Source organism: Pseudomonas sp. Emmai, assembly GCF_055179735.1.
Map to the genome: position 1 here is coordinate 2,060,020 of NZ_CM143685.1, position 24,921 is coordinate 2,084,940.

Consider the following 24,921-nt stretch of genomic DNA (forward strand, 5'->3'; position numbering starts at 1 on the left):
CGCTATCCTGCACGTCCTGAACCCGGACGCTTTTCCATGCTGGTTATCTCCAACAACGTGCACCTACCGGATGCCGAGATCGAATTGACCGCCATCCGCGCCCAGGGCGCCGGTGGGCAGAACGTCAATAAGGTTTCCAGCGCGATGCACCTGCGCTTTGACATCCCGGCCTCGTCCTTGCCCGAATTCTACAAGGAGCGGCTGCTGGCGCTACGCGACAGTCGCATCACGAGCGACGGCGTATTGATCATCAAGGCACAGCAATACCGCACGCAGGAAGCCAATCGCGCCGATGCGCTGGAGCGGCTGGTGGAGTTGATCCTCAGCGCCACCAAAGTCGAGAAGAAGCGCCGTCCGACCAAGCCGACCCTTGGTTCGAAGAAGCGTCGGCTGGAGTCGAAGACCAAGCGCGGCAGCATCAAGGCCGGGCGCGGTAAGGTGGATTTCTAACGGGTGTCGCGCTCTTCGCGATACTTCGGCGCCTGGCGGTACAAGTAGACGCTCAACGCCAAACCGCTCAATGCGGCGAGGGCGGCGAACAGGAAGATCGAGGCAAAACCAAAACCCGCCGCAATCGCACCGGCCAGTGGCCCGGTAATCCCCAGCGACAAATCGATGAACAGCGAATAAGCCCCCACCGCGGCACCACGGCTGGAGGCTGGCACCAGGTTCACCGCTTCCACGCCCAGCGCCGGGAACACCAGCGAGAAGCCGAAGCCACTCAGCGCCGCACCGGCCAACGCCCAATTGGCGTCCGGCGCGAGCCATAGCAGCAGCAAGCCCAGGGTTTCCACCGACAGGCAGGCAATTGCCACGCGAAACCCGCCGAGGCGGTTGATCAGATTGCCGAACAGCAGGCGCGCACCAATGAAGCTGGCACCGAACAGGCTCAGGCACAGCACCGCGTTCGACCAATGCTGGGTCGCGTAATACAGGGTGATGAAGGTGGCGATGGTGCCAAAACCGATCGAGCCCAGCGCCAGGCCGCAACCGTGGGGCAACACCCGGCCCAGCACATGCATGAACGGCAGGCGTTCACCGACGACAATCGGCGCGGCGGTTTTCGGCCAGGCCAGCGCCAGGCCCAACACGGCCAGCAGCACAATGCTCACGCCCATGCTCCACAAGCCCAATTTAGACACCAGCCACACGCCAAACGGAGCGCCGATGGCAATGGCGCCGTAGCTGGCAATGCCGTTCCAGGAGATGACCTTGGCCGTGTTTGCCGCGCCGACTCGGCCGATGCCCCAGCCGATCGAGCCGGAGCCCACCAGGCTTTCCGCGCTGCCGAGGATCAGGCGGCCGATCAGCAGGCTGATGAGGCTGAGCATTGGCAGGCTTTGGGTCCAGGCCGACACCAGCATGAACACACCGCTCAAACCGCAGCCGGCGAGGCCGTACATCACCGCCAGTTTGCTGCCCTTGTTGTCGATAATGCGCCCGGCGTAAGGCCGACTGAGCAGGGTGGCCAGGTATTGCACGCTGATCACCAGCCCGGCGATCACCGCGCCGAAGCCCAGGTCGCTGTGGACGTAGCCCGGCAATACGGCCAGGGGAATGCCGATGTTGAGGTAGCCGATGAAGGTGAACAGGACGATGGAAACGACTTGCAGCGTGACCGCCAGGGGGCGCTGGTTTTCTGACATGGGTAAAAGTCCACGGGGCAGCAGGATAGATAGGCTGCTTATGATAGCGGCGCGAAGGGCGGGCGGTCGTGGAAAAGTAAAACTATTTGCCGGGCGGGGGGAGTCAGGGTTTGGCGGGGGCGACCAGTTGCGTGGTGACCAGGGCGGCGAGGGCATTTTCTTCGCTGCCGAAACGGGCCAGCAGGGCGGCTTGTTTTTCAGGGGAGAGGCGATTCCAGATCTCGATCATCTTCTCGGCGGTGCCGATCAGGACGCTGGCCTGGGTGTCGGAAAATTCGTTGGTCATGGCGGGGGACTCGGGGTTCAGGCGGTGTGGAAAGCGCATGTTAGCGCTTTCCACACGGTCTGGCATTGCAGGTGGATCAGTCTTCGCTGTCAGTCTTTCGACGGTCAGTGGCTTCTTTCGGCTCAGGCTGTTGGGCACTGGCTTGTTGCGGGGTTGTCTGCTCAGTTTCGTGCAGGCTTGGGAAGGGGAGATTAGGGATCTCGTGCATGTTTCGCGCTCCTCGCAAAGTCTGTTGATAGATCTGGTAGATCCGCGCTTTTAAAAAGCTTGGGCAGGATACAGCAGGACAAATGACAAACAGACTTTTATCTGGGATTTCTGCGACCAATGGCCGCAGGGGGGGCGAAACGCAAAAGATCGCAGTCCCTAGATGATCGTTCCATGCGCTGCGTGGGAATGCCTCAATGGACGCTCTGCGTCCGCTTTGGGACGCGGAGCGTCCCGGGCTGCATTCCCACGCGGAGCGTGGGAACGATCGGTGCTGATGAGGGTTATTTGCAGACTTCAGCAATGGCTTCAGCCAGCAACGCCAGGCGCGTCGCATCAATCCCCGCCACGTTGGCCCGGCCGGAGTTGACCATGTACACGCTGTGATGATCGCGCAGCTGTTTAACCTGTTCCGCCGTCAATCCGGTGTAGGAGAACATCCCGCGTTGCACGCCGATATGCGCAAAGCGTTCGCGCAAGCCGTGCGGTTCCAGGGCTTCGACCAAACCGCTGCGCAGTTGCGCGATACGCAAGCGCATGGCTTCCACTTCGTCGGCCCAGAGGCTTTTCAGCTCCGGGTCGCCAAGGATGGTCGCCACCACGGCCGCGCCGTGATCCGGTGGCGTCGACCACAGGTTGCGGGCGATGTTGGCCAGTTGGCTGCGGATATCCACCAGTTTGTCGGCGGTTTTCGCGCAGACAATCAGTGCGCCGGTGCGATCGCGGTACAGGCCGAAGTTCTTCGAGCAAGAACTGGTGATCAGCACTTCCGGCAATGCATCGGCGAACAACCGGGTTGACCACGCGTCCTGTTCCAGGCCATCACCAAAACCCTGGTAGGCGAAGTCGATCAGCGGCAATAGCTCGCGGCGACGGACCACGTCCAGCACCCGACGCCAATCGTCATGGGACAGATCGAAACCGGTCGGGTTGTGGCAGCAGGCGTGCAGCAACACCACGTCGCCCTTGGGCGCTTCGTTGAGCACCCCGAGCATGGCGTCGACGTCGAGGCGATTGTCGCTGCCCACGTACGGGTAGTGACTGACCTTGACCCCGGCCGTGGCGAAAATCGTTTCATGGATCGGCCAGGTCGGGTTGCTCAACCAGACGCCACGGCCCGGCAGCATGTGCGCGATAAAGTCCGCGCTCAAGCGCAGCGCACCGGTGCCACCCGGGGTCTGGGTGACGCCGGCCCGTTGCTCGGCGATCAAGGGCGAATCGGCGCCGAGCACCAGCTCGTTCATGACTTTGCCGAATGCCGGATCGCCATGGCCACCGATGTAGGTCTTGGTGGTCTGGCGATCCACCAGTCGCGCCTCGGCGAGTTTCACCGCTTGCGGAATCGGCGTCAGGCCCTGGGCGTCTTTGTAGACACCCACGCCCAGGTCGAATTTGCGCGGGTTGGGGTCCTGCGCATAGGCCTCCATCAGGCCGAGAATCGGGTCGCCGGGTACTCGGCCGATGGCGTCGAAATGCATTATTTGCGGCCCTCGGCATCCTTGGCCACGTCGTCAGTGCGCGCAGCCATGATGAAGTCGTTGCGGTGCAGGCCCTTGATGGAGTGGCTCCACCAGGTCACGGTGACTTTGCCCCACTCGGTCAACAGGCCCGGGTGGTGACCTTCGGCTTCGGAGATTTCACCGACCGCGTTGGTAAACGCCAGGGCGTGCTTGAAATTCTTGAACAGGAAAACTTTTTCCAGCTGCATCACGCTGTCGCGCACTTCGATGTTCCAGTCAGGGATCTGTTTGATCAGTACCGGCAACTCTTCGTCGCTGACCTGAGGGGCGCCGGCTTGGCAGGCTTCGCAGTGGGCTTGGTTCAAAGTGGACATAGTCTGTTTCCTGTATCGGATGTTTTTTATATCGGTCGTCAATGCCGTCACGCTAAACCAAAGTCACGACGACTGACAGACTCACTTGTGAGTAAAAGTCGCGGTTCACGCAGCCTTCGGTTTGGGTGGGAATTTCGGTGCGTGCAAGCCCAGCTGCATGCCTTGCTTGACCATGCCCATGATGTCTTCGTGGGCCACGTCGAACAGGCGCTTGAGGTTGGGCAGCACAAAGTACAGCGGCTGCAGGATGTCGATGCGATACGGCGTGCGCATGCATTCCAGCGGATCGAAGGCCTGGTGTTCTGGCTCATCCGACATGCAATAAACAGTTTCCTTGGGCGAGGACAGGATGCCACCGCCGTAGATGCGCAGGCCTTGCGGGGTGTCGACCATGCCGAACTCGATGGTCATCCAGTACAGGCGCGCCAGGTACACGCGTTCTTCCTTGGTGGCCTGTAGGCCAAGTTTGCCGTAGGTGTGGGTAAATTCGGCAAACCAGGGGTTGGTCAGCAGCGGGCAGTGGCCAAAGATCTCGTGGAAAATGTCCGGCTCTTGCAGGTAATCCAGCTCTTCACGGGTACGAATAAAGGTCGCCACCGGAAACTGCTTGCTGGCGAGCAATTCGAAGAATGTCTGGAAGGGGATCAGCGCCGGGACTCGGGCAACTTGCCAGCCGGTGGTTTCACCGAGGACTTTGTTGATCTCTCCGAGTTGCGGAATGCGGTCGTGGGGCAGACCGAGTTTTTCGATACCGTCCAGGTATTCCTGGCACGCACGACCCTCAATCACCTTCAGTTGACGAGTGATCAGCGTGTTCCACACCGCATGTTCTTCGGCGGGGTAGTCGATAAAACCTTGCGCATCGGGCTCGCGGGCCACGTATTGCGTCTGCTTCATGCTGCTCTCCTGCTAGGGGGAATTCATTCTTGTTATGTACAGCTATGGACCTAGAGATACCCCAAGGCGTGCGGTGATGCAGCAGGTGGTTTGCGTCGCGCGTAGGAAAAATCTGTGCTTTTCGTAAAGTTTTCGTTACGGAATGGCCGCTGTGGCGCAGGTATTGAGTTTTCCGGGTTTGAAAAGCGCTCTGGCTGTCACATAATCTTGACGACTAACTGAGCACTCCCGCAGAAATTTTCCGGCGGTGAGCCTCGATCACTCTGTTCAGGCTCTTTATATGCGTATCAAAGTCCACTGCCAAAACCGCATCGGCATCCTGCGTGACATTCTCAACCTGCTGGTGGAATACGGGATCAACGTCGCGCGCGGCGAGGTTGGCGGTGAACATGGCAACGCGATCTACCTGCACTGTCCGAACCTGATCAATATCCAGTTCCAGGCGCTGCGTCCTAAATTCGAGGCGATTGCCGGGGTATTCGGCGTCAAGCGGGTAGGGCTGATGCCCAGCGAGCGTCGGCACATGGAGTTGAACGCGTTGCTCGGTGCCCTGGAGTTCCCGGTGCTGTCGATCGACATGGGCGGTTCCATCGTGGCGGCCAACCGGGCGGCGGCGCAGTTGCTCGGGGTGCGGGTGGACGAGGTGCCGGGGATTCCCTTGTCCCGGTACGCCGAGGACTTCGACTTGCCGGAACTGGTGCGCGCCAACAAATCGCGGATCAATGGCCTGCGGGTCAAGGTGAAGGGCGATGTGTTTCTCGCCGACATCGCCCCGCTGCAATCGGAGCACGACGACAGCGAGGCCATGGCCGGCGCGGTATTGACCTTGCACCGGGCCGACCGGGTGGGTGAGCGCATCTATAACGTGCGCAAGCAAGAGTTGCGCGGTTTCGACAGCATTTTCCAGAGCTCGAAAGTCATGGCAGCGGTGGTGCGCGAAGCCCGGCGCATGGCACCGCTGGATGCGCCGCTATTGATCGAAGGCGAAACCGGCACCGGCAAAGAGCTGCTGGCCCGGGCCTGTCATCTGGCGAGCCCTCGCGGCCAGTCGCCGCTGATGGCGCTCAATTGCGCGGGCCTCCCGGAGTCCATGGCCGAGACCGAGTTGTTCGGTTACGGCCCCGGTGCCTTCGAAGGCGCGCGGGCCGAGGGCAAGCTTGGGCTGCTGGAACTGACGGCGGGCGGTACGCTGTTTCTCGATGGCGTCGGCGAGATGAGCCCGCGCTTGCAGGTGAAATTGCTGCGCTTCTTGCAGGACGGCTGCTTCCGCCGTGTCGGCAGTGATGAAGAGGTGTATCTCGACGTGCGGGTGATCTGCGCCACGCAAGTGGACCTGTCGGAGCTCTGCGCGCGCGGCGAGTTTCGCCAGGATTTGTATCACCGCTTGAACGTACTGTCGTTGCACATCCCGCCGCTGCGCGAATGTCTCGACGGTTTGACGCCGCTGGTGGAGCACTTCCTCGATCAGGCCAGCCGGCAGATCGGCTGCCCATTGCCGAAACTGGCGCCGGCGGCCATGGAACGGCTCAGTCATTACCATTGGCCGGGCAATGTCCGGCAGTTGGAAAACGTACTGTTCCAGGCGGTTTCCCTGTGCGAGGGCGGGACGGTCAAGGTCGAGCATATTCGCCTGCCGGATTACGGCGTGCGTCAGCCGCTTGGCGATTTCTCGCTGGAAGGCGGGCTGGATGCGATTGTCGGGCGCTTTGAAAAAGCGGTGCTGGAGCGCTTGTACTCAGAGCATCCGAGCAGTCGGCAGCTGGGTAAGCGGTTGGGGGTTTCCCATACGACGATTGCCAATAAGTTGCGTGAGTACGATGTCGGTAAAGAACCCGGAAACTAAGGTAATGCGAGGCTTTTGTGGCGAGGGAGCTTGCTCCCGCTCGGGCGCGAAGCGGCCGCAAAACCATCCCGTGCGGTGTGTCTGTCAGATCTCGGACGTCCGTTTTGGGGCCGCTTCGCAGCCCAGCGGGAGCAAGCTCCCTCGCCACAGGGTACGGCGTGGTCCATGAAGGCCGGACCTTGCCGTTAGCGGCATAACACCGCCGGTTTTTCGACTTCGACACAATCCTCCTATCCCCTCAAAACCCCTCAAGTCCTTTGTTTGCAGGGCCCGGCGCCGTCAGAAAAAAGTTGGTCTGCAAATTGCTTAAGGCTCAGCAGTACAGCAGTGGGCGGCAAACGTCCGGCATGCAGAGGAAAGAGTGTGGACAAGTACCTTTATGTGGCAATGACCGGCGCCAGCCAGAATGCACTGGCGCAGAAGGCTCATGCGAACAACCTGGCGAACATCTCCACCAACGGTTTTCAAAAGGACCTGGAGCAGGCCCGTTCGATGCCGGTGTTTGGTGACAGCTTTCCGGCGCGTGCCTATGCGATGTCCGAACGCCCGGCCACCGACTTCTCGCCAGGTTCGATGGTGGAAACCGGTCGTGACCTCGACGTCGCCGTGGCCGGCAACGGCTGGATCGCCGTGCAGACGCCCGATGGCGGTGAAAGCTACGTGCGCACCGGCAGCCTGAACATTGACGCCCTGGGCGTATTGCGCGCCGGCAATGGGATGCCGGTGATGGGCAATGGCGGGCCGATTGCCGTGCCGCCCGAGCAGAAAATCGAAGTGGGCGAGGACGGCACCATCAGCATTCGTTCGATGGGCGAAGGTCCGCGAGTGATGGCCGAAATCGACCGCATCAAACTGGTCAACCCTGACCTGAAGAACATGACCAAAGGCCTGGATGGTTCTATCCACACCAAAGACGGCAAGCCGGCGCAAGCCGATGCGGGCGTCAAGCTGGTGTCCGGGTTCCTGGAGTCGAGCAACGTCAATGCCGTGGAAGAGATGACGTCGGTGCTGGCTTTGTCGAAGCAATTCGAGCTGCACATCAAGATGATGAACACCGCCAAAGACGATGACCAGGCCATGGCTCGGGTCTTGCAGATCACCTAATTACCAGAACGTCGCGCCGTAAAACAGGCGCACGAGGAGAATCGAAATGCTTCCGGCTCTATGGGTTGCCAAAACAGGTCTGTCCGCCCAGGACACCAACCTGACCACCATTTCCAACAACCTGGCGAACGTATCGACCACGGGTTTCAAACGTGATCGCGCCGAGTTCCAGGACTTGCTGTACCAGATCAAACGCCAGCCTGGCGCCCAGTCGACCCAGGACAGCGAACTGCCGTCCGGCCTGCAATTGGGTACCGGTGTGCGCATCGTCGGCACCCAGAAGAACTTCTCCGCCGGCAGCTTGCAAACCACCGAGCAGCCGCTGGACCTGGCGGTCGACGGTCGCGGTTTCTTCCAGATCCTGCAACCGGATGGCACCACGTCCTACACCCGTGACGGTACTTTCCACCTCGACTCCAATGGCCAGATCGTCAACGCCAGCGGTTTCGCCCTGGAGCCGGCGATTGTCATCCCGAACAACGCCCAGACTTTCACCGTCGGCACTGACGGCACGGTGTCCATCACCGTTCCCGGCAACCCGGCTTCCCAGGTGATCGGCAACCTGCAAACCGCCGACTTCATCAACCCGGCCGGTCTGCAAGCAGTGGGTAACAACCTGTTCCTGGAAACCGCCGCCAGCGGCGCGCCGCAAGTCGGCACACCGGGCCTGAACGGTTTCGGCACCACGCTGCAGAACACCCTGGAAGGTTCCAACGTGAGCACCGTTGAAGAGATGGTCAACATGATCACCACTCAGCGTGCCTACGAGATGAACTCCAAGGTGATCTCCACCGCCGACCAGATGCTCTCGTTCGTAACGCAGAATCTGTAATCAAGTCTATGGGGCGGCCATAAGGTCGCCAGCAGCACCGTGAGGTAGGGTCATGAATCGCTTTGTATCTGTTGTGGCACTGAGTGGGGTGGTCGCGCTCGCGGGCTGCGTCGCGCCGACGGCCAAGCCCAATGACCCTTACTACGCCCCGGTGTTGCCGCGCACGCCGTTGCCGGCGGCCGCCAATAATGGCTCGATCTACCAGGCCGGTTTCGAACAGAACCTGTACAGCGACCGCAAGGCATTCCGGGTCGGTGACATCATCACCATTACCCTGAACGAGAAGACCCAGGCCAGCAAAGGCGCCAACTCGCAGATCGGCAAGACCAGCAAGACCGGCATCGGCCTGTCGTCGCTGTTCGGTGGCGGCTTGAGCACCAATAACCCGGTAGGCAGCGGCGACCTGAGCCTGGACGTCGGCTACAGCGGCGACCGTGCCACCAACGGCGCCAGCAAATCCGGCCAGAGCAACAGCCTGACCGGTTCGATCACCGTGACCGTCGCCGACGTCTTGCCCAACGGCATCATTGCCGTGCGCGGCGAGAAGTGGATGACGCTCAACTCCGGTGATGAGCTGGTGCGGATTGCCGGTCTGGTACGCGCCGACGATATCGCTACCGATAACACCGTGTCGTCGACCCGCGTCGCCGATGCACGTATCACCTATTCGGGCACCGGCGCGTTTGCCGATGCGAGTCAGCCAGGCTGGTTCGACCGTTTCTTCCTCAGCCCGCTGTTCCCTTTCTAGGTGGCTACGTTGAATCTTAAACACCTGATGGTGGCTGCCCTGTTGCTGTCCGCAGCGTTCACCGCTCAAGCCGAGCGTTTGAAGGACATTGCCAGTATTTCCGGCGTGCGGACCAACCAATTGATCGGTTACGGCCTGGTGGTCGGGCTTAACGGTACCGGCGACCAGACGACCCAGACCCCGTTCACTCTGCAGACCTTCAACAACATGCTCTCGCAGTTCGGCATCAAGGTGCCGCCGGGTTCGGGCAACGTGCAGTTGAAGAACGTCGCGGCGGTGTCGATCAGTGCGGATCTGCCGGCGTTTGCCAAGCCAGGTCAGCAGGTCGACATCACGGTGTCGTCCATCGGTAACTCCAAGAGCCTGCGCGGCGGCACCTTGCTGCTGACGCCGCTTAAAGGTATCGACGGCAACGTCTACGCCATCGCCCAGGGCAACCTGGTGGTCGGCGGTTTCGATGCCGAAGGTCGCGACGGTTCGAAGATCACCGTCAACGTTCCGTCGGCCGGTCGAATCCCTGGCGGTGCGTCGGTCGAGCGTTCGGTGCCGAGCGGTTTCAACCAGGGCAATAGCCTGACGCTGAACCTCAACCGTTCCGACTTCACCACCGCCAAGCGCGTGGTCGACAAGATCAACGACCTGCTCGGCCCCGGCGTGGCCCAGGCCATCGACGGCGGTTCGATCCGCGTCACCGCGCCACTGGATCCGAGCCAGCGCGTCGACTACCTGTCGATCCTGGAAAACCTTGAAGTCGATCCGGGCCAGGCGGTGGCGAAAGTCATCATCAACTCGCGCACCGGCACCATCGTGATCGGCCAGAACGTCAAGGTTTCTCCAGCCGCCGTGACCCACGGCAGCCTGACCGTGACCATCACCGAAGACCCGATCGTCAGCCAGCCCGGCCCTCTGTCCAACGGGCAGACGGCGGTCGTGCCGCGCTCGCGGGTCAACGCCCAGCAGGAAGCCAAGCCAATGTTCAAGTTCGGCCCGGGCACCACCCTCGACGAGATCGTGCGTGCGGTGAACCAGGTCGGCGCGGCGCCGGGTGACTTGATGGCCATCCTTGAAGCACTGAAACAGGCCGGCGCGCTGCAAGCCGACCTGATCGTGATCTGAGGACGACGACCATGATGGATATGCGCAAAGGCGCTTTGGTTGGCACCGGCGATTCGGGTTCGTACTCGGACCTTAACCGCCTGAACCAACTGAAAGTCGGCGACAAGAACAGCGAAGGCAACATGCGTAAAGTTGCGCAGGAATTCGAATCGCTGTTCCTCGGTGAAATGCTCAAGTCCATGCGCTCCGCCACTGACGAGTTGGGCAAGGACAATCCGCTCAACACGCCAGCCGCCAAGCAATACCAGGAAATGTCCGACCAGCAGTTGGCCGTTTCCATGTCCCGCGAGGGCGGCGGTATTGGTCTGGCGGACGTGTTGTTGCGCCAGATGTCGAAGAACAAACCGCTGGCGCCGGGTGAAGCCGCTGCCAACTCGGCAGCCAAGCAGGACGCGGCGAAAGCCAAGGCCGAGGCGATCATCACGCCGGTGGCCGCCGGCACAACTGCCACCAATGGTCCGTTGTCGCGCCTCAATGGCGAGCGTCCGTTGTGGGCTTCGCGCGGGGTCAAGGCGCCGACGGCGACCGCCGCTCACAGCAATGACGTGGCGCTGCTCAACCAGCGGCGCCTGGCCTTGCCGCCGAAACTGGCCGACCGCTTGCTCGCCGGCCTGGTGCCGTCCATCGCGACCGCCTCCACGTCTGTGGCAACGACCCTCAAGAATGTATTGCCAGAGCGCGCCACGGCCATGACGACCGGCGCCGGCCCGCTGTACAACGGCGATTGGCTGGCCTCGGCGACCGCATCGGCGTCGGGCGGGCAGATGCAGATTTACGGCCGTGCCATGGCGCAGATTCCGTTGGCGCCGGCGAAGAAAGCGTTCAGTTCCGCCGACGAATTCGTCAACACCATGTTGCCGATGGCCAAGGAAGCCGCCGACCGCATCGGCGTCGATCCGCGTTACCTGGTGGCCCAGGCCGCCCTGGAAACCGGTTGGGGCAAATCGGTCATGCGCGCTCAGGATGGCAGCAGCAGTCACAACCTGTTCGGCATCAAGACCGGCAGCAGTTGGAAGGGCGATTCGGCACGGGCAATCACCAGCGAATTCAGGGATGGCGCGATGGTCAAGGAGACGGCGGAGTTCCGCTCCTATGCCTCATACAAGGACAGCTTCCACGACCTTGTGACGTTGCTGCAATCCAATAATCGCTATCAAGATGTGGTGAAGTCGGCCGATAACCCAGAACAGTTTGTGCGCGAGTTGCAAAAGGCCGGTTATGCAACCGACCCGAACTACGCCAACAAGATTTCGCAGATAGCCAAGCAGATGACGAGTTACCAAAACTACGCTGCGGCGGGCGCTACCACCACGCCTTTATAGGCACAAGGCATAAGGTCTGAACCATGAGTTTGCTCAATATCGGGATGTCGGGTCTGGCGGCTAGCCAATCCTCTTTGGCTGTCACGGGCAACAACATTGCCAACGTCGACACCGCCGGTTACTCGCGTCAGCAAACCGTGCAGGGCACCAAGGCCTCGCAGCAGTACGGGAATGTTTTCATCGGCACTGGCACGACCCTGGCGGATGTGCGCCGGGTGTACAACGCCTACCTCGATTCCCAGTTGCAGACCGCCACTTCGCTCAACAGCGAAGCCGCTTCGTTCCAGGCCCAGGCCACGCCGCTGGATGCGTCGCTGTCGGACGTCAACACCGGCCTGACCGGCGTGTTGCAGAAATTCTTCACCTCGATGCAGGGTGTCTCGACCTCGGCGACCGACGATACGTCCCGTCAGTCGGTGCTGACCGGTGCCCAGGCGTTGAGCAATCGTTTCAATACCATTGCCAAGCAGTTGAGCGACCAGAACACCACCATCAATGGCAGCCTCGCTGACATGGCGGCCCAGGTAAACAAGCTGGCTACCACAATTGCCGGCCTGAACCAGAAGATCGGCGAAGTCTCCACCAGTGGCGGCCAGCCAAACGACTTGCTCGATTCCCGTAACGAAGCGGTGCGCCAACTGTCCGAGTTGACCGGTGCGCAAGTCGTCGAGCGCGGTACCAGCTACGACATCTATGTCGGCAGCGGCCAGCCATTGGTGATGGGCAACACCACCAATACCCTGGAAACCGCCCCGAGCAAGGACGACCCGACGCGCATGGGCCTGCAGATGAACCGCGGCTCCAGCACCATCGACATCACGTCAGTGATCAGCGGTGGCGAAATCGGCGGCCTGCTGACCTACCGCAAGGAAGTACTCGACCCGTCGCTCAATGAGTTGGGGCGTGTGGCGTTGGTGATTGCGGACCAGATGAACAGCCAGCAAGCGCAAGGCATCGACAAGAACGGCGATTTCGGCGCGGCCATTTTCAACAACATCAACAGTGCCGCGCTGATCAGTCAGCGCAGCATCGGCAATGCGAGCAACAGTGCCGGTTCCGGCAACCTCGATGTCACCATCAAGGACACCGGCAAGCTGACCACCAGCGATTATTCGGTGACGTTCACCAGTCCCACCGCGTACAGCGTCAAGCGTTCCGACGGTACCGATATGGGCTCGTTCAACACCGGGACCACGCCGCCCCCAGTGATCGACGGTTTCACCCTGTCGCTGAACGGCGGTGCCTTGAGCGCCGGTGACAGCTTCAAGATAACCCCGACTCGCGGTGCCGCAGCCAGCATTCAGATGGTACTGAGCGACCCGAAAAAGATCGCGGCGGCCGCTCCGTTAACCGGCGTCACCAGCGCGGCTAACGGCGGCACCTACACCCAGCCAACGCTCAGCAGCACCCTGGACATCTACAACCCGGCGTCCCAGGCGGAATTGCAGTCGGCGCTGAAAAACTCGACCCCGGTCAAACTGTCGTTCGGTGCCGCCAGCGGTGGCAGCCAGACTTACACCCTGAGCGACGCCCAAGGTAACCCGTTGGGTAGCGGCACCATCGTGCCGGGCCAGAGCAACACCCTGAACCTGAAAGTGGGCATGGTCGACGCCAGCGGCAACGCGATCATGGACGGCGGCACCCCGCCGGCGCAGAAAACCTTCACCGTGCAGACCACCGTAGGCGGTACGCCGAAGGCCAACGAAAGCTTCACGATTTCCCTGACCGGCGCGTCCTCCTCGGACAACCGCAACGCGCAATCCCTGGTAGCGCTGCAAACCAAACAAACCGTGGATACCGGTTCGGCGAGCAAGGGCATCAGCCTGACCGACGCCTACAGCAAACTGGTGACCAACGTCGGTACCCAGGCTGCCCAGGGCAAGTCCGACGCCGCTGCCACCTCGGCGATCCTGACCCAGGCCAAGGGCGCGCGTGATTCGCTCTCCGGGGTCAACCTGGATGAAGAAACCGGCAACCTGGTCAAATACCAGCAGTACTACACCGCCTCGTCGCAGATCATCAAAGCGGCGCAGGAAACTTTCAGCACGCTGATCAACAGCCTTTAAGGAGTCGTAATTCATGCGCATTGCTACCGCCCAGTATTACGAAACAACCGCTGCCAACTATCAGCGCAACTTCAACAACGCCATTGCCACCAGTGCTGAAGCCAGTAGCCTGCAACGCATCAACACCGCCTCCGATGATCCGATCGGTGCAGGGCGTTTGCTCTCCCTCGGCCAGCAGAGCGCGGATCTTGAGCAGTACACCACCAACATCAGCAGCACCAAGAGCGCGCTGAGCCTTCAGGAAACCACCCTGTCGTCCATCGGCACGGCGTTGCAACGCGCCAAGGAACTCGGCCTCGCCGCGAACAACGGTATTGCTACCGACTCGGATCGCAAGGCCTATGCGGCGGAGCTCGGCCAGATTCAGTCACAAGTTTTGGGCCTGATGAACTCCAAGGATGCGGACGGCAACTACCTGTTTTCCGGCTCGAAGACCGACACCGCGCCTTACTCGCAGAATTCCGACGGTACCTACAGCTACAACGGCAACCAGACCAGCATCAACCTGGGCGTTGGCGACGGCATGACGGTTGCCACCAACACCACGGGTTGGGACGCGTTCCAGCAGACCATCAACACCAGCCGCACCCAGACCAACATGACCGCTCCGGCGGTGGATGACGGTCGCGTGGTTCTGTCCAACGGTACGGTCGGCACTGCAGCGACCTACAACGCCAAATTTACCGGTGGCGAGCCGTACACCGTCAGTTTCCTGAGCAGCACCCAGCTGAAAATCACCGACGCCCTGGGCAACGACGTCACCGCCGAAGCCAGCAAGAGCGGCGTGATCAGCAACAGCAACGGCGCTAATCAGCAGATCAGTTTCCGTGGCGTTGATCTGCAACTGAACATCAACCTCAAGGCGGGTGATGCCGCCAACCCGGATGCCGCTATCGCCGGTCACACCTTCAAGTTGTCGGCCACGGCGGACACGTTTAACACCTCGCGCAGCCCGGGCAACGCGTCGACCGCGGTCGTCACCGGTGCCACCATCACCGACCCGACGGCCTACAACAGTGCCTTCCCGGCGGGCGGGGCGATCCTCAAGTTCACCAGCGCCACGGCCTTCGACCTGTATGCCGCGCCGGTCACCGCCGACAGCCGGCCGGTGTCGTCCGGCACCGTGGCCGGCAGCAATGCCACCGCTGCGGGCGTGACCTTCGCGCTGGGCGGCGGTGCCCCGGCAGCGGGTGATCAGTTCGTGGTCCAGCCCAACAATCACCAGACCCAGAACGTGCTCGACACACTGGGCAAGATGATGAACGCCATGACGGCGCCGATCGACGGTAATGACGTCGCCAAGCAGCAGTTTCAAGGCGCCATGGAAGCGGCCCTCGGTAACCTCGACAGCGCCAGCAATCAGATCGGTACTGCCGTCACCTCGATTGGTGCCCGCGGTCAGACCCTGGACACTCAAAGCTCGACCAACTCAAGCCTGAGCATGGCGAACACCACGACCCAGGGGGCGATTCGCGATTCCGACCCTGCCGAAGTCATGACCCGCCTGACCTTGCAGCAAACCATGCTGCAAGCGGCGCAACTGGCGTTCAGCAAGATCTCCTCGCTGGGTCTGTTCAACAAGATCTAACGGTGTCGGGCGCGCAAGCGCCCGTTAGCCTGACCCTTCAATAGTCATCGTCTTTTAGCGGTTTCAAGGGCTCGCTTTCCTGAGCGGGCTCGCACCGCCTGTGAGCCCGCCGTGAATTCACTCCCCCTTGTCAGCCTGGTCATTCCTGCCTTCAACCCGCGCTTCTTCGAACGGGCGTTGCGCAGTGCCATGAGCCAGGGCTACGGCAATCTCGAAATCATCGTCTGCGACGACAGTCGCGGTCATGAGATCGAGGACATTGTCACCTCGCTGAGCGAGCAGACCGGCGTGGCGGCGCGCTACGTGCGTAACCCGCGGACCCTGGGGCTGGTGGGTAACCTGGCGCAGTGTCTGGAGGAAGCGCAAGGCGAGTTCATCAAATTTCTGTGTGACGATGATCAGCTGTTCTCGACCTGTATCGAGCGTCAGGCCCACGTGCTCGCCCATCTTGAAGAGGTCAATCTGGTATTGGCCCAGCGCCTGTTCTGGGATGCCGATGATCTGGCCCTGCCTTCGCGGCTTGAAAATACGCCGCTGTCCCCGTTGTGCGGGTTGTTCAAGGGCGAGGACCTGCTGGCGATTTTCGAGAACTTCCCGGTCAATATCCTTGGTGGTTTCAGCAATGCGCTGTTCCGTCGTCGCGATGTGCTGGAGTTGTTGCCAGCCCTGACCCAGGCCGGTCACTGCTTTGTCGCGAGCCTCGATTTTGCCTTGTATGTGTGCCTGCTGCGCCGTGGCAACGTCGTGGTCTCCAATCACGTGCTGAGTGTCGAACGCCTGTATCCAGAGCGCTTGAGTGGCCAGCAACCGATGAAGGATGCCCTGGAAGTCGAGCGCCAGTGGGTCTTGCAGATGCTCAAGGCGCGCAGCGGCGAATCGGCGCCGGCCCCCGGCTGGGTGCGCTACCTGCCACTGACCAAGGCCGACGAGTTGCCGCGTGTCTGGGAAGAGTTGCCCCTGAGCCGAACCCTGGGCACCAAGCAGAGCAATCAGGAGTGGCATGTCGGCGTCAACAGCGTCAGTTTTTCCGAGCTGTATGCGCAGTGGCTGTCCTGTCGTACCTTGACTGACGGTCAGCGCAAGCAGTTGCCGGATGCCCTGGCGAGTTGGCCGTACAACCCTAAAATCGTCCCGATCATTGTCGATAGCCTCGGCAGCCGCTCGGCCCTTGAGTTCACCTTGGAGTCGTTGGCTGCGCAGGATTACGCACCCGAACTGACCCTGGTGCTGTCCACCTCCTGCACCGAGGCTGAACTGGATGGGCGGGTGTTCCGCTTGCCACTGCAAGATGACTGGCAGCAGCAAGTCAATGATCTGCTGCCGCAACTCGACGGGGCTGACTGGTTCTATCTGCTGCGTGCGGGCGACCGTCTGATTCCGCCGGCCTTGCTGGCGATGGCGGAGCGAATTGCCCTCACGCCCGCGCTGACGTGCCTGTACAGCGACGAAGGCAGTTTGCTGCAGGGTGAGTCTGCCAGTCCGGCGTTCAAGCCCGACTTTAACCTGGACCTCATGCGCAGCTACCCCTACGTCGGCAGGGCCCTGGCGTTCGAGCGCGAAGGTTTCCTGGCCCTGGGCGGTTTTCATTCCAGTTACGGCGAGTTGGCTCCCCACGATGTGCTCTGGCGCATGGTCGAGCATAAAGGCCCGCAGGTGATCGGCCATGTGGCCGAGGTCTTGCTGGAATCGACGTTCGACCTGGCGAAGTGGCTGTCACTGCCCGAAGTGGTCGACACCAACCCGCTGGTGCTCGAAGCTCACCTGGATCGGCTGGGGATCGCCCATGGCATTCGCAGCGGTAGCTCGGCGCTGCTCAATCGGGTCGATTATCAGCATGTGGCTCGGCCGCTGGTATCGATCATCATCGTCTGCAAGGACCATGTCATGGCCTTGCAGCGCTGTATTGAAAGCCTGCTGGAAAAGACCCTCTACAGCGAATATGAACTGCTGCTGGTGGACAACGGCAGCGAGAGTGTCGAGGCTCGGGAATGGCTGGCCGGCATGGCGCAGCTGGGCGGTGAGCGGGTCCGTGTGCTCAGCTATCCGGCCCAGGGCAATGGCGCCGCAGTGCGCAACTTCGCCGTCGAACAGGCCCGGGGCGACTATGTCCTGCTGCTCAACCCTTACACGGTGATCGTCGACGGCGACTGGCTGAGTGAGCTGCTCAATCACGCGCAACGTCCGGAAGTCGGCGTGGTCGGTGCCAAGTTGTTCAACCCGGATGGTCGCGTGTTGCACGCCGGCCTGATCCTGGGTCTGCAAGGGCCCGCCGGTGTGCCGTTTCACGGTGAGCCGGTGCACGCGTCGGGGTACATGTACCGGTTGCAGGCCGCTCACGATTTAAGCGCGGTCGGCAGCGATTGCCTGATGATCCGCAAAAGCATTTTTGACGCGGTCGGTGGTCTGGACGAGCAGAACCTTGCGCTATCGCTCAGTGATGTCGACCTGTGCCTGCGTGTCGGTCGCGACGGTTACCTGGTGGTCTGGACGCCGTTTGCCCGATTGGCGTTGGGCGTCCAGCCGGCCGTGGCGGCGCAGGCCTCGGATGACGCGTTGCGCAGCCAGGAGCAGGAAGTGTTTTATAAGCGCTGGCTCCCCTTGGTTGCGCGGGATCCGGCCTATAACACCAACCTGGCATTGAACGGTCCGACCGGGACCAGTTTCAGTCTCGACCCGGGCCTGCGCAGCGGCTGGAGTCCGTTTACCAAGCCCCAACTGCCACGGGTGCTGGCGGTGCCGGCCAACTCCTCTGCCATCGGTCACTACCGAGTGACCCAGCCCTTGATCGAGCTGGAAGCGGCGGGCAGGGCGCAAGGCTGCATCCACTACAACTTGCCATCGATTATTGAAATCGAGCGTCAGTCACCTGACGTGATCGTCTTGCAGGGGCGCTATTCCGAGGCCTCGATCAAAGAAATCCCGGCCCTGCAAAAGTACTCCAGTGCCCGCCGCATTTATGAGCTGGATGACTACGTCATCAATGTTCCACACCGCAACGCGCATATTCGCAACATGCCGGGCAAGGACGACATGGAAAAACTGGTCCGGCGTGCCATCGGCATGTGCGACCGCGTCGTGGTGTCGACCGAGCCGCTGGGTAATGCGCTGTCGGACATGCACCATGACATTCGCGTGGTCCCGAACATGCTTGCCAAGCACTTGTGGAGTGACCTGCACAGTCAGCGCCGGACCTCTAAAAAACCTCGCGTCGGCTGGGGCGGCGGCACCAGTCACCACGGTGACCTGGCGATCATTGCCGATGTGGTGCGCGAACTGGCCAATGAAGTCGACTGGGTGTTCTTCGGCATGTGCCCGGATGACTTGCTGCCGTTCATGCATGAGTTCCACGGCGTGATCGCGCTGGATATCTACCCGGCCAAACTCGCCAGCCTGAACCTCGACCTGGCCCTGGCGCCGCTTGAGTTTCACATCTTCAACGACTGCAAGAGCAACCTGCGCCTGCTGGAGTACGGCGCGTGCGGCTACCCGGTGATCTGCACCGACACCGAGGCCTATCGCGGTTACCTGCCGTGCACCCGGGTCAAGACCAACTCCACGGACGAATGGCTGCAAGCGATCCGCATGCACCTGGCCGACCCGGATGCCAGCTATCGCATGGGCGATGAGTTGCGCGAGGTGGTCCTGCGTGACTACGTGTTGCGTGGGGACAACCTGCGTTATTGGGAGAATGGCTGGCTGGCGGACTGATCGTTTTGCCGATGCCATTTCCAAAACAGGCGACTTTCGAGTCGCCTTTTTGTTGCCTGTGATATCGAGGTGCCCGACTCCCTCGCCACAGGTTGTTTATCGCCAATCCCTTCGCTTGCCTGACTGGCATTAGGCGATTGAAAGAGCTGGCGCGTTTCCTGCAAGTCCCCCTCCATATCGCCATAAAAAGAGCACTGGCGGCGTTGCCGGCGGTGCCAGGCGCGGCGTTCAGCGTTTTATCCAGATGGCCCGCCAACGCTTGATACAGCGTGGCCGGGCCCTGTGACGAACAAGAGGGGAAGAGGATGAAGGCAGTTATTTTGGCGGGCGGACTGGGCACTCGCATCAGTGAAGAGTCGCACCTCAAACCCAAACCGATGATCGAGATCGGCGGCAAGCCAATTCTCTGGCACATCATGAAGCAGTACTCCGCCCACGGTATCCACGATTTCGTGATTTGCCTGGGTTACAAGGGCTACGCGATCAAGGACTTCTTCGCCAACTATTTCCTGCACACCTCTGACGTCACCTTCGACATGTGCAACAACCGCATGGATGTGCACCAGAACTACAGCGAGCCATGGCGCGTCACGCTGATTGATACTGGCGAAGACACCATGACGGGCGGCCGTTTGCGCCGCGCCCGGCGTTACGTCGAAGACGAGCAGGCCTTCTGTTTTACTTACGGCGACGGTGTCTCGGACCTGAACATCGGGGCCCTGGTGGACTTCCACCTTGAACACGGCAAGCTCGCGACCGTCACGGCCGTGCAACCCCCAGGCCGCTACGGCGCGCTGAATCGCGATGGCGACCGCGTCCTTGGCTTCACCGAAAAACCCCGGGGCGATGGTGGCTGGATCAATGGCGGCTTCTTTGTCCTGTCGCCCAAGGTCTTGCCCTTGATCGACGGCGACGACACGTCGTGGGAGTCGGGGCCGCTGGATGGCCTGGCCGAACGCGGTGAGTTGATGGCGTTCCAGCACGACGGCTTCTGGCAACCGATGGACACCCTGCGCGACAAGAACCACCTCGAAGCACTGTGGCAGAGCGGGGAGGCCCCATGGAAGCAATGGGACTGAGCCCGCAATTCTGGCGTGGCAAGCGGGTGCTGGTCACCGGGCACACCGGTTTCAAGGGCAGTTGGCTGACGTTGTGGCTGCAAAGCCTGGGCGCCGAGGTCAGCGGGTTTTCCCTGGATCCGTCGACCGAGCCGAGCCTGTTCGAACTGGCGCGCGTGCACGAAGGCATCAACGATCAGCGGGGCGACCTGCGTGACCTCGGCGCTTTGCTGGAACTGATCGCCGACACCGAGCCGGAGATTGTCTTGCACCTGGCGGCACAGCCGCTGGTGCGTGAAGGGTATCGCGACCCGTTGGGTACTTATTCCAGCAACGTCATGGGCACCCTGAACCTGCTCGAAGCGATCCGCCAGGTTGGCTGCGTCCGCGCCTGCGTGCTGGTGACGACCGACAAGGTCTACGCCAACAAGGAATGGCTGTGGCCGTACCGCGAAGACGAAGCCCTCGGTGGCCACGATCCCTACAGCAGCAGCAAGGCCTGCTGCGAATTGCTGGCGCAATCCTATGCCGCGTCGTTTTTCGCCGCCGAGCGTTATGAAGAACACGGTCTGGCCCTGGCCACGGCCCGTGCCGGCAACGTGCTGGGCGGTGGCGACTTCGCGCCGGAGCGACTGATCCCGGACGTGCTCAAGGCCTGGTCGGCCAACGAGCCGGTGACCCTGCGCTACCCGCAAGCCGTGCGCCCGTGGCAGCACGCGCTGGAGCCGCTGGCCGGTTACCTGCAACTGGCGGCCGGGCTTTACGAGAAAGGCCCGGACTACGCTGGTGCGTGGAACTTCGGCCCGAGCGAGGCGGACATGTGCAGCGTTGGCGAAGTGGTCGAACTGCTCGCCAGCCGCTGGCCGCAAGCCCGTGGCTTGCGCATCGAACCGAGTGATCTGCATGAAGCCGGCCTGTTGCGCCTCGACAGCAGCCGTGCCCGGCAACTGCTCGGCTGGCAGCCACGCTGGTCGTTGCAGCAATGCCTGACGCAGACCCTCGACTGGCATCTGGCGTGGCAAAACGGCGATGACATGCGCGGCGTCACGCTGAGCCAGTTGAACCTGTACCGAGGCGCACTGTGAGCGAGTTTTTACTGAAAGCATTGCCGCTGAACGGCTTGTTCAGCGTGCAGCACAAACGCTTTGAAGATGATCGCGGGCACTTCGCCCGACTGTTCTGCGAGGGCAGCCTGAGCGCCTTCGGCCAGGCGTTTCATATCCGTCAGATCAACCATTCCTGCACCCGCGAGCGCGGCAGTGTGCGCGGCTTGCATTACCAGAATGCCGAGGCCCCGGAAGCCAAGTTGATCACTTGCCTGCGCGGTGAAGTCTGGGATGTGGCGGTGGACCTGCGCCCCGACTCCGAGACCTTCCTGCACTGGCACGCCGAACACCTGCGCGCCGGTGACGGTCGCAGCCTGTTGATCCCGGCCGGGTTCGCCCACGGGTTCCAGACCCTCACCGATGACGCCGAGTTGCTGTACCTGCACAGCGCCGACTACGCGCCGGCCCATGAGGGCGGTGTGTCGGTGAACGATCCACGGCTGGCGATTGCCTGGCCGTTGCCTGTCAATAATCTGTCAGCCCGGGACGCGAGCCATCCCGTGCTCGACGAACACTTCGCCGGAGTGCGTCTATGAACTGCCGTGGTTGCGCTACGCCGCTGGCCTTGCCGCTGATCGACCTCGGCACCTCGCCGCCGTCCAATGCCTATGTACGCGCCGATCAATTGGAGCAGGCCGAGCAGTGGGTGCCGCTGAAAGTCGCGGTGTGCCAGCAATGCTGGCTGGTACAAACCGAGGATTACACCAGCGCCGACAGCCTGTTCGACGCCGAATACGCCTATTTCAGTTCGTTCTCCAGCACCTGGCTGGCCCATGCCGAGCGCTATGTGGCGGAGATGGTCGAGCGCTTCGGCTTGACGGCTGACAGCCGCGTGGTGGAAATCGCCGCCAACGACGGTTACCTGTTGCAGTACGTCGCCGGGCGCGGCATTCCGTGCCTGGGTGTCGAGCCGACCCGCAGCACCGCGCAAGCGGCGCGGGAAAAAGGCCTGGAGATTCGTGAACTGTTCTTCGGTCGCGAGACGGCGTCGCAACTGGTCACGGAAGGCTGGTCCGCCGACCTGATGGCCGCCAATAACGTGCTGGCCCACGTCCCGGACATCAATGATTTCCTCGGCGGTTTTGCGACCCTGCTCAAACCGACCGGCGTGGCGACCTTCGAGTTTCCGCAACTGCTGACGCTGATCGCCGGCCAGCAGTTCGACACGCTGTATCACGAGCACTATTCGTACCTGTCCCTGACGGCCGTGCAAACCTTGTGCGAGCGCAATGGCCTGGAAGTGTTCGATGTCAGCCAGTTGTCGACCCACGGCGGTTCGCTGCGGGTGTTCGTCCAGCGCGCCGATGGTCAGCGTCGCGAGGTCCAGCCAGCGGTTCAACAGCAGTTGCAGGCCGAAGTCGCGGCGGGTGTGAAAACCCCTGAGTACTACGCGACCCTGGCGCCCGCCGCCGAACGCATCAAGCACGAGCTGCTGCGTTTCCTGTTGCAGGCCAAGGCCGACGGTAAACGTGTCGTCGGTTATGGCGCCGCCGCCAAGGGCAACACCTTGCTCAACTACGCCGGGGTCAAGCCGGATCTGCTGGCCTGGGTCGCCGATGCCAACCCGCACAAGCAGGGCAAGTACCTGCCGGGCAGTCGCATTCCGATTGTCTCGCCCGAACGCATCGAGATCGAGAAACCCGACTACGTGCTGGTGTTGCCGTGGAACCTGCTGGATGAAATCACCCAGGCGTTTGCCGGCATTCGTGCCTGGGACGGTCGTTTTGTCATCGCCATTCCCGAGTTGATTATTCGATGAGCCGAATTCATTACACCAAACCGAGTGTCGGTGAGCTGGAAGCGCGTTACGCCCTCGATGCCGTGCAGAACGGTTGGGGCGAGCGCTGTTACGAATACCTGACCCGCTTCGAAAAAGCCTTCGCCGAGCACATGGGCGTGCCCTATGCGATTGCCACCTCCAGCTGCACGGGTGCCTTGCACATGGGCATGGCGGCACTGGGCGTCGGCGCGGGAGACGAAGTGATCTTGGCCAATACCAACTGGATCGCCTCGGCGGCACCAATCACGTACCTGGGCGCAACCCCGGTGTTCGTCGATGTGTTGCCCGACAGTTGGTGCCTGGACCCGGAGCAGGTGCGTCGCGCGATTACCCCGCGGACCAAAGCCATTCTCGCTGTGCATATCTACGGCAATTTGTGTGACATGGACGCACTGCTGGAGATCGGCAGGGAATTCGACCTGCCGGTGATCGAGGACGCCGCCGAAGCCATCGGCTCGCAATGGCGCGGCCGCCCGGCGGGCTCGCTGGGGGCGTTTGGTGCGTTTTCGTTTCATGGCACCAAGACCATGACCACCGGTGAGGGCGGGATTTTTGTCTGCTCGGACAAAGCCTTGTACGAGCGCGTCCTGACCCTGTCCAACCATGGCCGCGTCGCGGGCAGCACGCGTCAGTTCTGGCCGGATTTTGTCGGCTACAAGTACAAGATGAGCAACTTGCAGGCGGCGGTCGGCTGCGCGCAGATCGAGCGCGTCGAGGAACTGATCGAGCGCAAGCGTGCGATCTTCGACAACTACGCCCAGGCGCTGGTCGGTTTGCCGGGTGTGTCGATGAACCCGCAGCCAGCGCATTCGCAAAACGGTTACTGGATGCCCACGGTGGTGTTCGATGAAACCACAGGGATCACCCGCGAAGACCTGATCGCGGCGTTCCAGGCCGCCAACATCGACGCCCGGGTGTTCTTCTGGCCGCTGTCGTCGTTGCCGATGTTCTGTGACGTACCTGTCAATACGCCGGTGGCCTTCGCGTTGCCTGGGCGTGCAATCAACCTGCCGAGCTATCACGACATGACGGACGCCGATCAGCGTCGGGTCATCGAGGTTGTGCGCGGTGTTCTCATGAGCAAGGGGAAATTGTGAAAGTCTATCTACTCGGTGCGGCCAACCCTGAATCGATCCGCATGATCCAGGCGGTCCAACGCGCAACGCCCAACCTCGAATTCGCGTTTCTGGACAACGACCCGGCCAAGCAAGGCACGTTGTACTACGGCGTGCCGGTGGTCGGTGGCCTGGACCGCGTCGCGGACCTCAAGGGTGACGACGTGCGTTTCGTCAACTTGATCACCGGCAGCACGACCACCCGTTATCAAACCACCTGCCAGATCGTTGAGGCCGGCGGGCTGCTGGGTAACTTCCTGCACCCCAACATCGACCTGACCATGACCCGCATCGGCCTGGGCAACTACCTGCAAGATGGCGTCATGTTGCAGGCCGAAGTATCCATTGGTGACAACAGCAGCATTCACATGGGCGCGTTGATCGGCCATGAAAGCCACATCGGCAACTCGGTGTTCATTGCCCATGGCGTGAGCGTTTCCGGTTGCTGCGAGATCGGTGACGGCACGTTCATCGGCACCAATGCGAGCATCTTGCCGCGCACCCGGATCGGCCGCTGGGCCACGATCGGCGCTGGCGCGGTGATCACCAAAGATGTTCCGGATTATGCGGTCGTCGTCGGCAACCCCGGCAAGGTCCTCAAATCCAACCCTGATTCCTTTCAAGACGGCCGGGTTTTCAAGTAACCGCCGCAGCCCATTTCTGGA

At 61.6% G+C, this 24,921-nt stretch carries 22 protein-coding genes; 16 read left to right on the forward strand and 6 right to left on the reverse strand.

Features of this window, described 5'->3' with window-relative positions:
• Positions 1-36: 36 nt before the first annotated feature.
• Entirely contained in the window at positions 37-450 is a 414-nt protein-coding gene (gene arfB, locus ACY4LX_RS09285; protein ID WP_007920134.1) for an alternative ribosome rescue aminoacyl-tRNA hydrolase ArfB, read from the forward strand.
• Here arfB and ACY4LX_RS09290 read toward each other — a convergent pair.
• From ACY4LX_RS09290 to phhA, 6 genes are all read right to left on the reverse strand, one after another.
• Entirely contained in the window at positions 447-1,646 is a 1,200-nt protein-coding gene (locus ACY4LX_RS09290) for an MFS transporter (RefSeq protein ID WP_463259741.1), read from the reverse strand. The genes arfB and ACY4LX_RS09290 overlap by 4 nt on opposite strands.
• A gap of 103 nt (positions 1,647-1,749) precedes the next feature.
• Complete coding sequence (locus ACY4LX_RS09295) at positions 1,750-1,932, reverse strand: hypothetical protein (protein WP_149657730.1); 183 nt, start codon at positions 1,930-1,932, stop codon at positions 1,750-1,752.
• A gap of 76 nt (positions 1,933-2,008) precedes the next feature.
• The gene (locus ACY4LX_RS09300; protein WP_256672193.1) at positions 2,009-2,140 is read right to left on the reverse strand and encodes a hypothetical protein; all 132 of its coding nucleotides are present in this window, start codon (positions 2,138-2,140) and stop codon (positions 2,009-2,011) included.
• A gap of 283 nt (positions 2,141-2,423) precedes the next feature.
• Positions 2,424-3,617 (reverse strand): amino acid aminotransferase, encoded by a 1,194-nt coding sequence (locus ACY4LX_RS09305; protein WP_463259742.1) that lies wholly within the window; start codon positions 3,615-3,617, stop codon positions 2,424-2,426.
• Positions 3,617-3,973 carry a 4a-hydroxytetrahydrobiopterin dehydratase gene (locus ACY4LX_RS09310; protein ID WP_123509107.1) on the reverse strand — a complete coding sequence of 119 codons (357 nt, stop codon included), beginning with the start codon at positions 3,971-3,973 and terminating at the stop codon, positions 3,617-3,619. The genes ACY4LX_RS09305 and ACY4LX_RS09310 overlap by 1 nt, the downstream gene beginning before the upstream one ends.
• 105 nt (positions 3,974-4,078) lie before the next feature.
• Positions 4,079-4,870: a phenylalanine 4-monooxygenase gene (phhA, locus tag ACY4LX_RS09315; protein WP_149657054.1), complete on the reverse strand. Its 792-nt coding sequence runs from the start codon at positions 4,868-4,870 to the stop codon at positions 4,079-4,081.
• 280 nt (positions 4,871-5,150) lie between these two features.
• Between phhA and ACY4LX_RS09320 the strand changes: the two genes are divergently transcribed.
• The 15 genes from ACY4LX_RS09320 (at position 5,151) to ACY4LX_RS09390 (ending at position 24,900) form a co-directional block, all read left to right on the forward strand.
• A complete protein-coding gene (locus tag ACY4LX_RS09320) occupies positions 5,151-6,713 on the forward strand; it encodes a sigma-54-dependent transcriptional regulator (RefSeq protein WP_149657053.1) in 1,563 nt (520 codons plus the stop codon).
• A 363-nt stretch (positions 6,714-7,076) separates the two neighbouring features.
• Positions 7,077-7,817, forward strand: a complete 741-nt coding sequence (locus ACY4LX_RS09325) for a flagellar basal body rod protein FlgF (protein WP_149657052.1) — start codon at positions 7,077-7,079, stop codon at positions 7,815-7,817.
• Positions 7,818-7,863: 46 nt separating this feature from the next.
• Complete coding sequence (flgG, locus tag ACY4LX_RS09330) at positions 7,864-8,649, forward strand: flagellar basal-body rod protein FlgG (RefSeq protein WP_054049256.1); 786 nt, start codon at positions 7,864-7,866, stop codon at positions 8,647-8,649.
• A 52-nt stretch (positions 8,650-8,701) separates the two neighbouring features.
• Complete coding sequence (gene flgH, locus ACY4LX_RS09335; protein ID WP_149657051.1) at positions 8,702-9,397, forward strand: flagellar basal body L-ring protein FlgH; 696 nt, start codon at positions 8,702-8,704, stop codon at positions 9,395-9,397.
• Positions 9,398-9,424: 27 nt separating this feature from the next.
• Positions 9,425-10,513 carry a flagellar basal body P-ring protein FlgI gene (locus tag ACY4LX_RS09340; RefSeq protein WP_463260575.1) on the forward strand — a complete coding sequence of 363 codons (1,089 nt, stop codon included), beginning with the start codon at positions 9,425-9,427 and terminating at the stop codon, positions 10,511-10,513.
• Positions 10,514-10,527: 14 nt separating this feature from the next.
• Positions 10,528-11,835, forward strand: coding sequence for a flagellar assembly peptidoglycan hydrolase FlgJ (gene flgJ / locus ACY4LX_RS09345; protein ID WP_463260576.1), 1,308 nt, complete (start codon positions 10,528-10,530; stop codon positions 11,833-11,835).
• Between the two features lie 23 nt (positions 11,836-11,858).
• Positions 11,859-13,901 carry a flagellar hook-associated protein FlgK gene (flgK, locus tag ACY4LX_RS09350; RefSeq protein ID WP_463259743.1) on the forward strand — a complete coding sequence of 681 codons (2,043 nt, stop codon included), beginning with the start codon at positions 11,859-11,861 and terminating at the stop codon, positions 13,899-13,901.
• A gap of 13 nt (positions 13,902-13,914) precedes the next feature.
• Positions 13,915-15,489: a flagellar hook-associated protein 3 gene (locus tag ACY4LX_RS09355; RefSeq protein WP_463259744.1), complete on the forward strand. Its 1,575-nt coding sequence runs from the start codon at positions 13,915-13,917 to the stop codon at positions 15,487-15,489.
• A gap of 111 nt (positions 15,490-15,600) precedes the next feature.
• On the forward strand, positions 15,601-19,197 hold the full coding sequence (locus ACY4LX_RS09360; RefSeq protein WP_463259745.1) for a glycosyltransferase: 3,597 nt from the start codon (positions 15,601-15,603) through the stop codon (positions 19,195-19,197).
• A gap of 305 nt (positions 19,198-19,502) precedes the next feature.
• Positions 19,503-20,276 carry a glucose-1-phosphate cytidylyltransferase gene (gene rfbF / locus ACY4LX_RS09365; RefSeq protein ID WP_149657047.1) on the forward strand — a complete coding sequence of 258 codons (774 nt, stop codon included), beginning with the start codon at positions 19,503-19,505 and terminating at the stop codon, positions 20,274-20,276.
• Positions 20,258-21,340 carry a CDP-glucose 4,6-dehydratase gene (gene rfbG, locus ACY4LX_RS09370; RefSeq protein WP_149657046.1) on the forward strand — a complete coding sequence of 361 codons (1,083 nt, stop codon included), beginning with the start codon at positions 20,258-20,260 and terminating at the stop codon, positions 21,338-21,340. The genes rfbF and rfbG overlap by 19 nt, the downstream gene beginning before the upstream one ends.
• Positions 21,337-21,897 (forward strand): dTDP-4-dehydrorhamnose 3,5-epimerase family protein, encoded by a 561-nt coding sequence (locus tag ACY4LX_RS09375; RefSeq protein WP_463259746.1) that lies wholly within the window; start codon positions 21,337-21,339, stop codon positions 21,895-21,897. The genes rfbG and ACY4LX_RS09375 overlap by 4 nt, the downstream gene beginning before the upstream one ends.
• Positions 21,894-23,120 (forward strand): methyltransferase domain-containing protein, encoded by a 1,227-nt coding sequence (locus ACY4LX_RS09380; RefSeq protein WP_463259747.1) that lies wholly within the window; start codon positions 21,894-21,896, stop codon positions 23,118-23,120. The genes ACY4LX_RS09375 and ACY4LX_RS09380 overlap by 4 nt, the downstream gene beginning before the upstream one ends.
• The gene (locus ACY4LX_RS09385) at positions 23,117-24,238 is read left to right on the forward strand and encodes a DegT/DnrJ/EryC1/StrS family aminotransferase (RefSeq protein ID WP_463259748.1); all 1,122 of its coding nucleotides are present in this window, start codon (positions 23,117-23,119) and stop codon (positions 24,236-24,238) included. The genes ACY4LX_RS09380 and ACY4LX_RS09385 overlap by 4 nt, the downstream gene beginning before the upstream one ends.
• Positions 24,235-24,900: a DapH/DapD/GlmU-related protein gene (locus ACY4LX_RS09390; protein ID WP_133839160.1), complete on the forward strand. Its 666-nt coding sequence runs from the start codon at positions 24,235-24,237 to the stop codon at positions 24,898-24,900. Before ACY4LX_RS09385 ends, ACY4LX_RS09390 begins: the two co-directional genes overlap by 4 nt.
• Positions 24,901-24,921: the final 21 nt, after the last annotated feature.

Coding starts and splice junctions, on each gene's coding strand:
- arfB (WP_007920134.1), top strand. CDS start 37: ATGCTGGTTATCTCCAACAACGTGCACCTACCGGATGCCGAGATCGAA.
- ACY4LX_RS09290 (WP_463259741.1), bottom strand. CDS start 1,646: ATGTCAGAAAACCAGCGCCCCCTGGCGGTCACGCTGCAAGTCGTTTCC.
- ACY4LX_RS09295 (WP_149657730.1), bottom strand. CDS start 1,932: ATGACCAACGAATTTTCCGACACCCAGGCCAGCGTCCTGATCGGCACC.
- ACY4LX_RS09300 (WP_256672193.1), bottom strand. CDS start 2,140: ATGCACGAGATCCCTAATCTCCCCTTCCCAAGCCTGCACGAAACTGAG.
- ACY4LX_RS09305 (WP_463259742.1), bottom strand. CDS start 3,617: ATGCATTTCGACGCCATCGGCCGAGTACCCGGCGACCCGATTCTCGGC.
- ACY4LX_RS09310 (WP_123509107.1), bottom strand. CDS start 3,973: ATGTCCACTTTGAACCAAGCCCACTGCGAAGCCTGCCAAGCCGGCGCC.
- phhA (WP_149657054.1), bottom strand. CDS start 4,870: ATGAAGCAGACGCAATACGTGGCCCGCGAGCCCGATGCGCAAGGTTTT.
- ACY4LX_RS09320 (WP_149657053.1), top strand. CDS start 5,151: ATGCGTATCAAAGTCCACTGCCAAAACCGCATCGGCATCCTGCGTGAC.
- flgG (WP_054049256.1), top strand. CDS start 7,864: ATGCTTCCGGCTCTATGGGTTGCCAAAACAGGTCTGTCCGCCCAGGAC.
- flgH (WP_149657051.1), top strand. CDS start 8,702: ATGAATCGCTTTGTATCTGTTGTGGCACTGAGTGGGGTGGTCGCGCTC.
- ACY4LX_RS09340 (WP_463260575.1), top strand. CDS start 9,425: ATGGTGGCTGCCCTGTTGCTGTCCGCAGCGTTCACCGCTCAAGCCGAG.
- flgJ (WP_463260576.1), top strand. CDS start 10,528: ATGGATATGCGCAAAGGCGCTTTGGTTGGCACCGGCGATTCGGGTTCG.
- flgK (WP_463259743.1), top strand. CDS start 11,859: ATGAGTTTGCTCAATATCGGGATGTCGGGTCTGGCGGCTAGCCAATCC.
- ACY4LX_RS09355 (WP_463259744.1), top strand. CDS start 13,915: ATGCGCATTGCTACCGCCCAGTATTACGAAACAACCGCTGCCAACTAT.
- rfbF (WP_149657047.1), top strand. CDS start 19,503: ATGAAGGCAGTTATTTTGGCGGGCGGACTGGGCACTCGCATCAGTGAA.
- rfbG (WP_149657046.1), top strand. CDS start 20,258: ATGGAAGCAATGGGACTGAGCCCGCAATTCTGGCGTGGCAAGCGGGTG.
- ACY4LX_RS09380 (WP_463259747.1), top strand. CDS start 21,894: ATGAACTGCCGTGGTTGCGCTACGCCGCTGGCCTTGCCGCTGATCGAC.
- ACY4LX_RS09385 (WP_463259748.1), top strand. CDS start 23,117: ATGAGCCGAATTCATTACACCAAACCGAGTGTCGGTGAGCTGGAAGCG.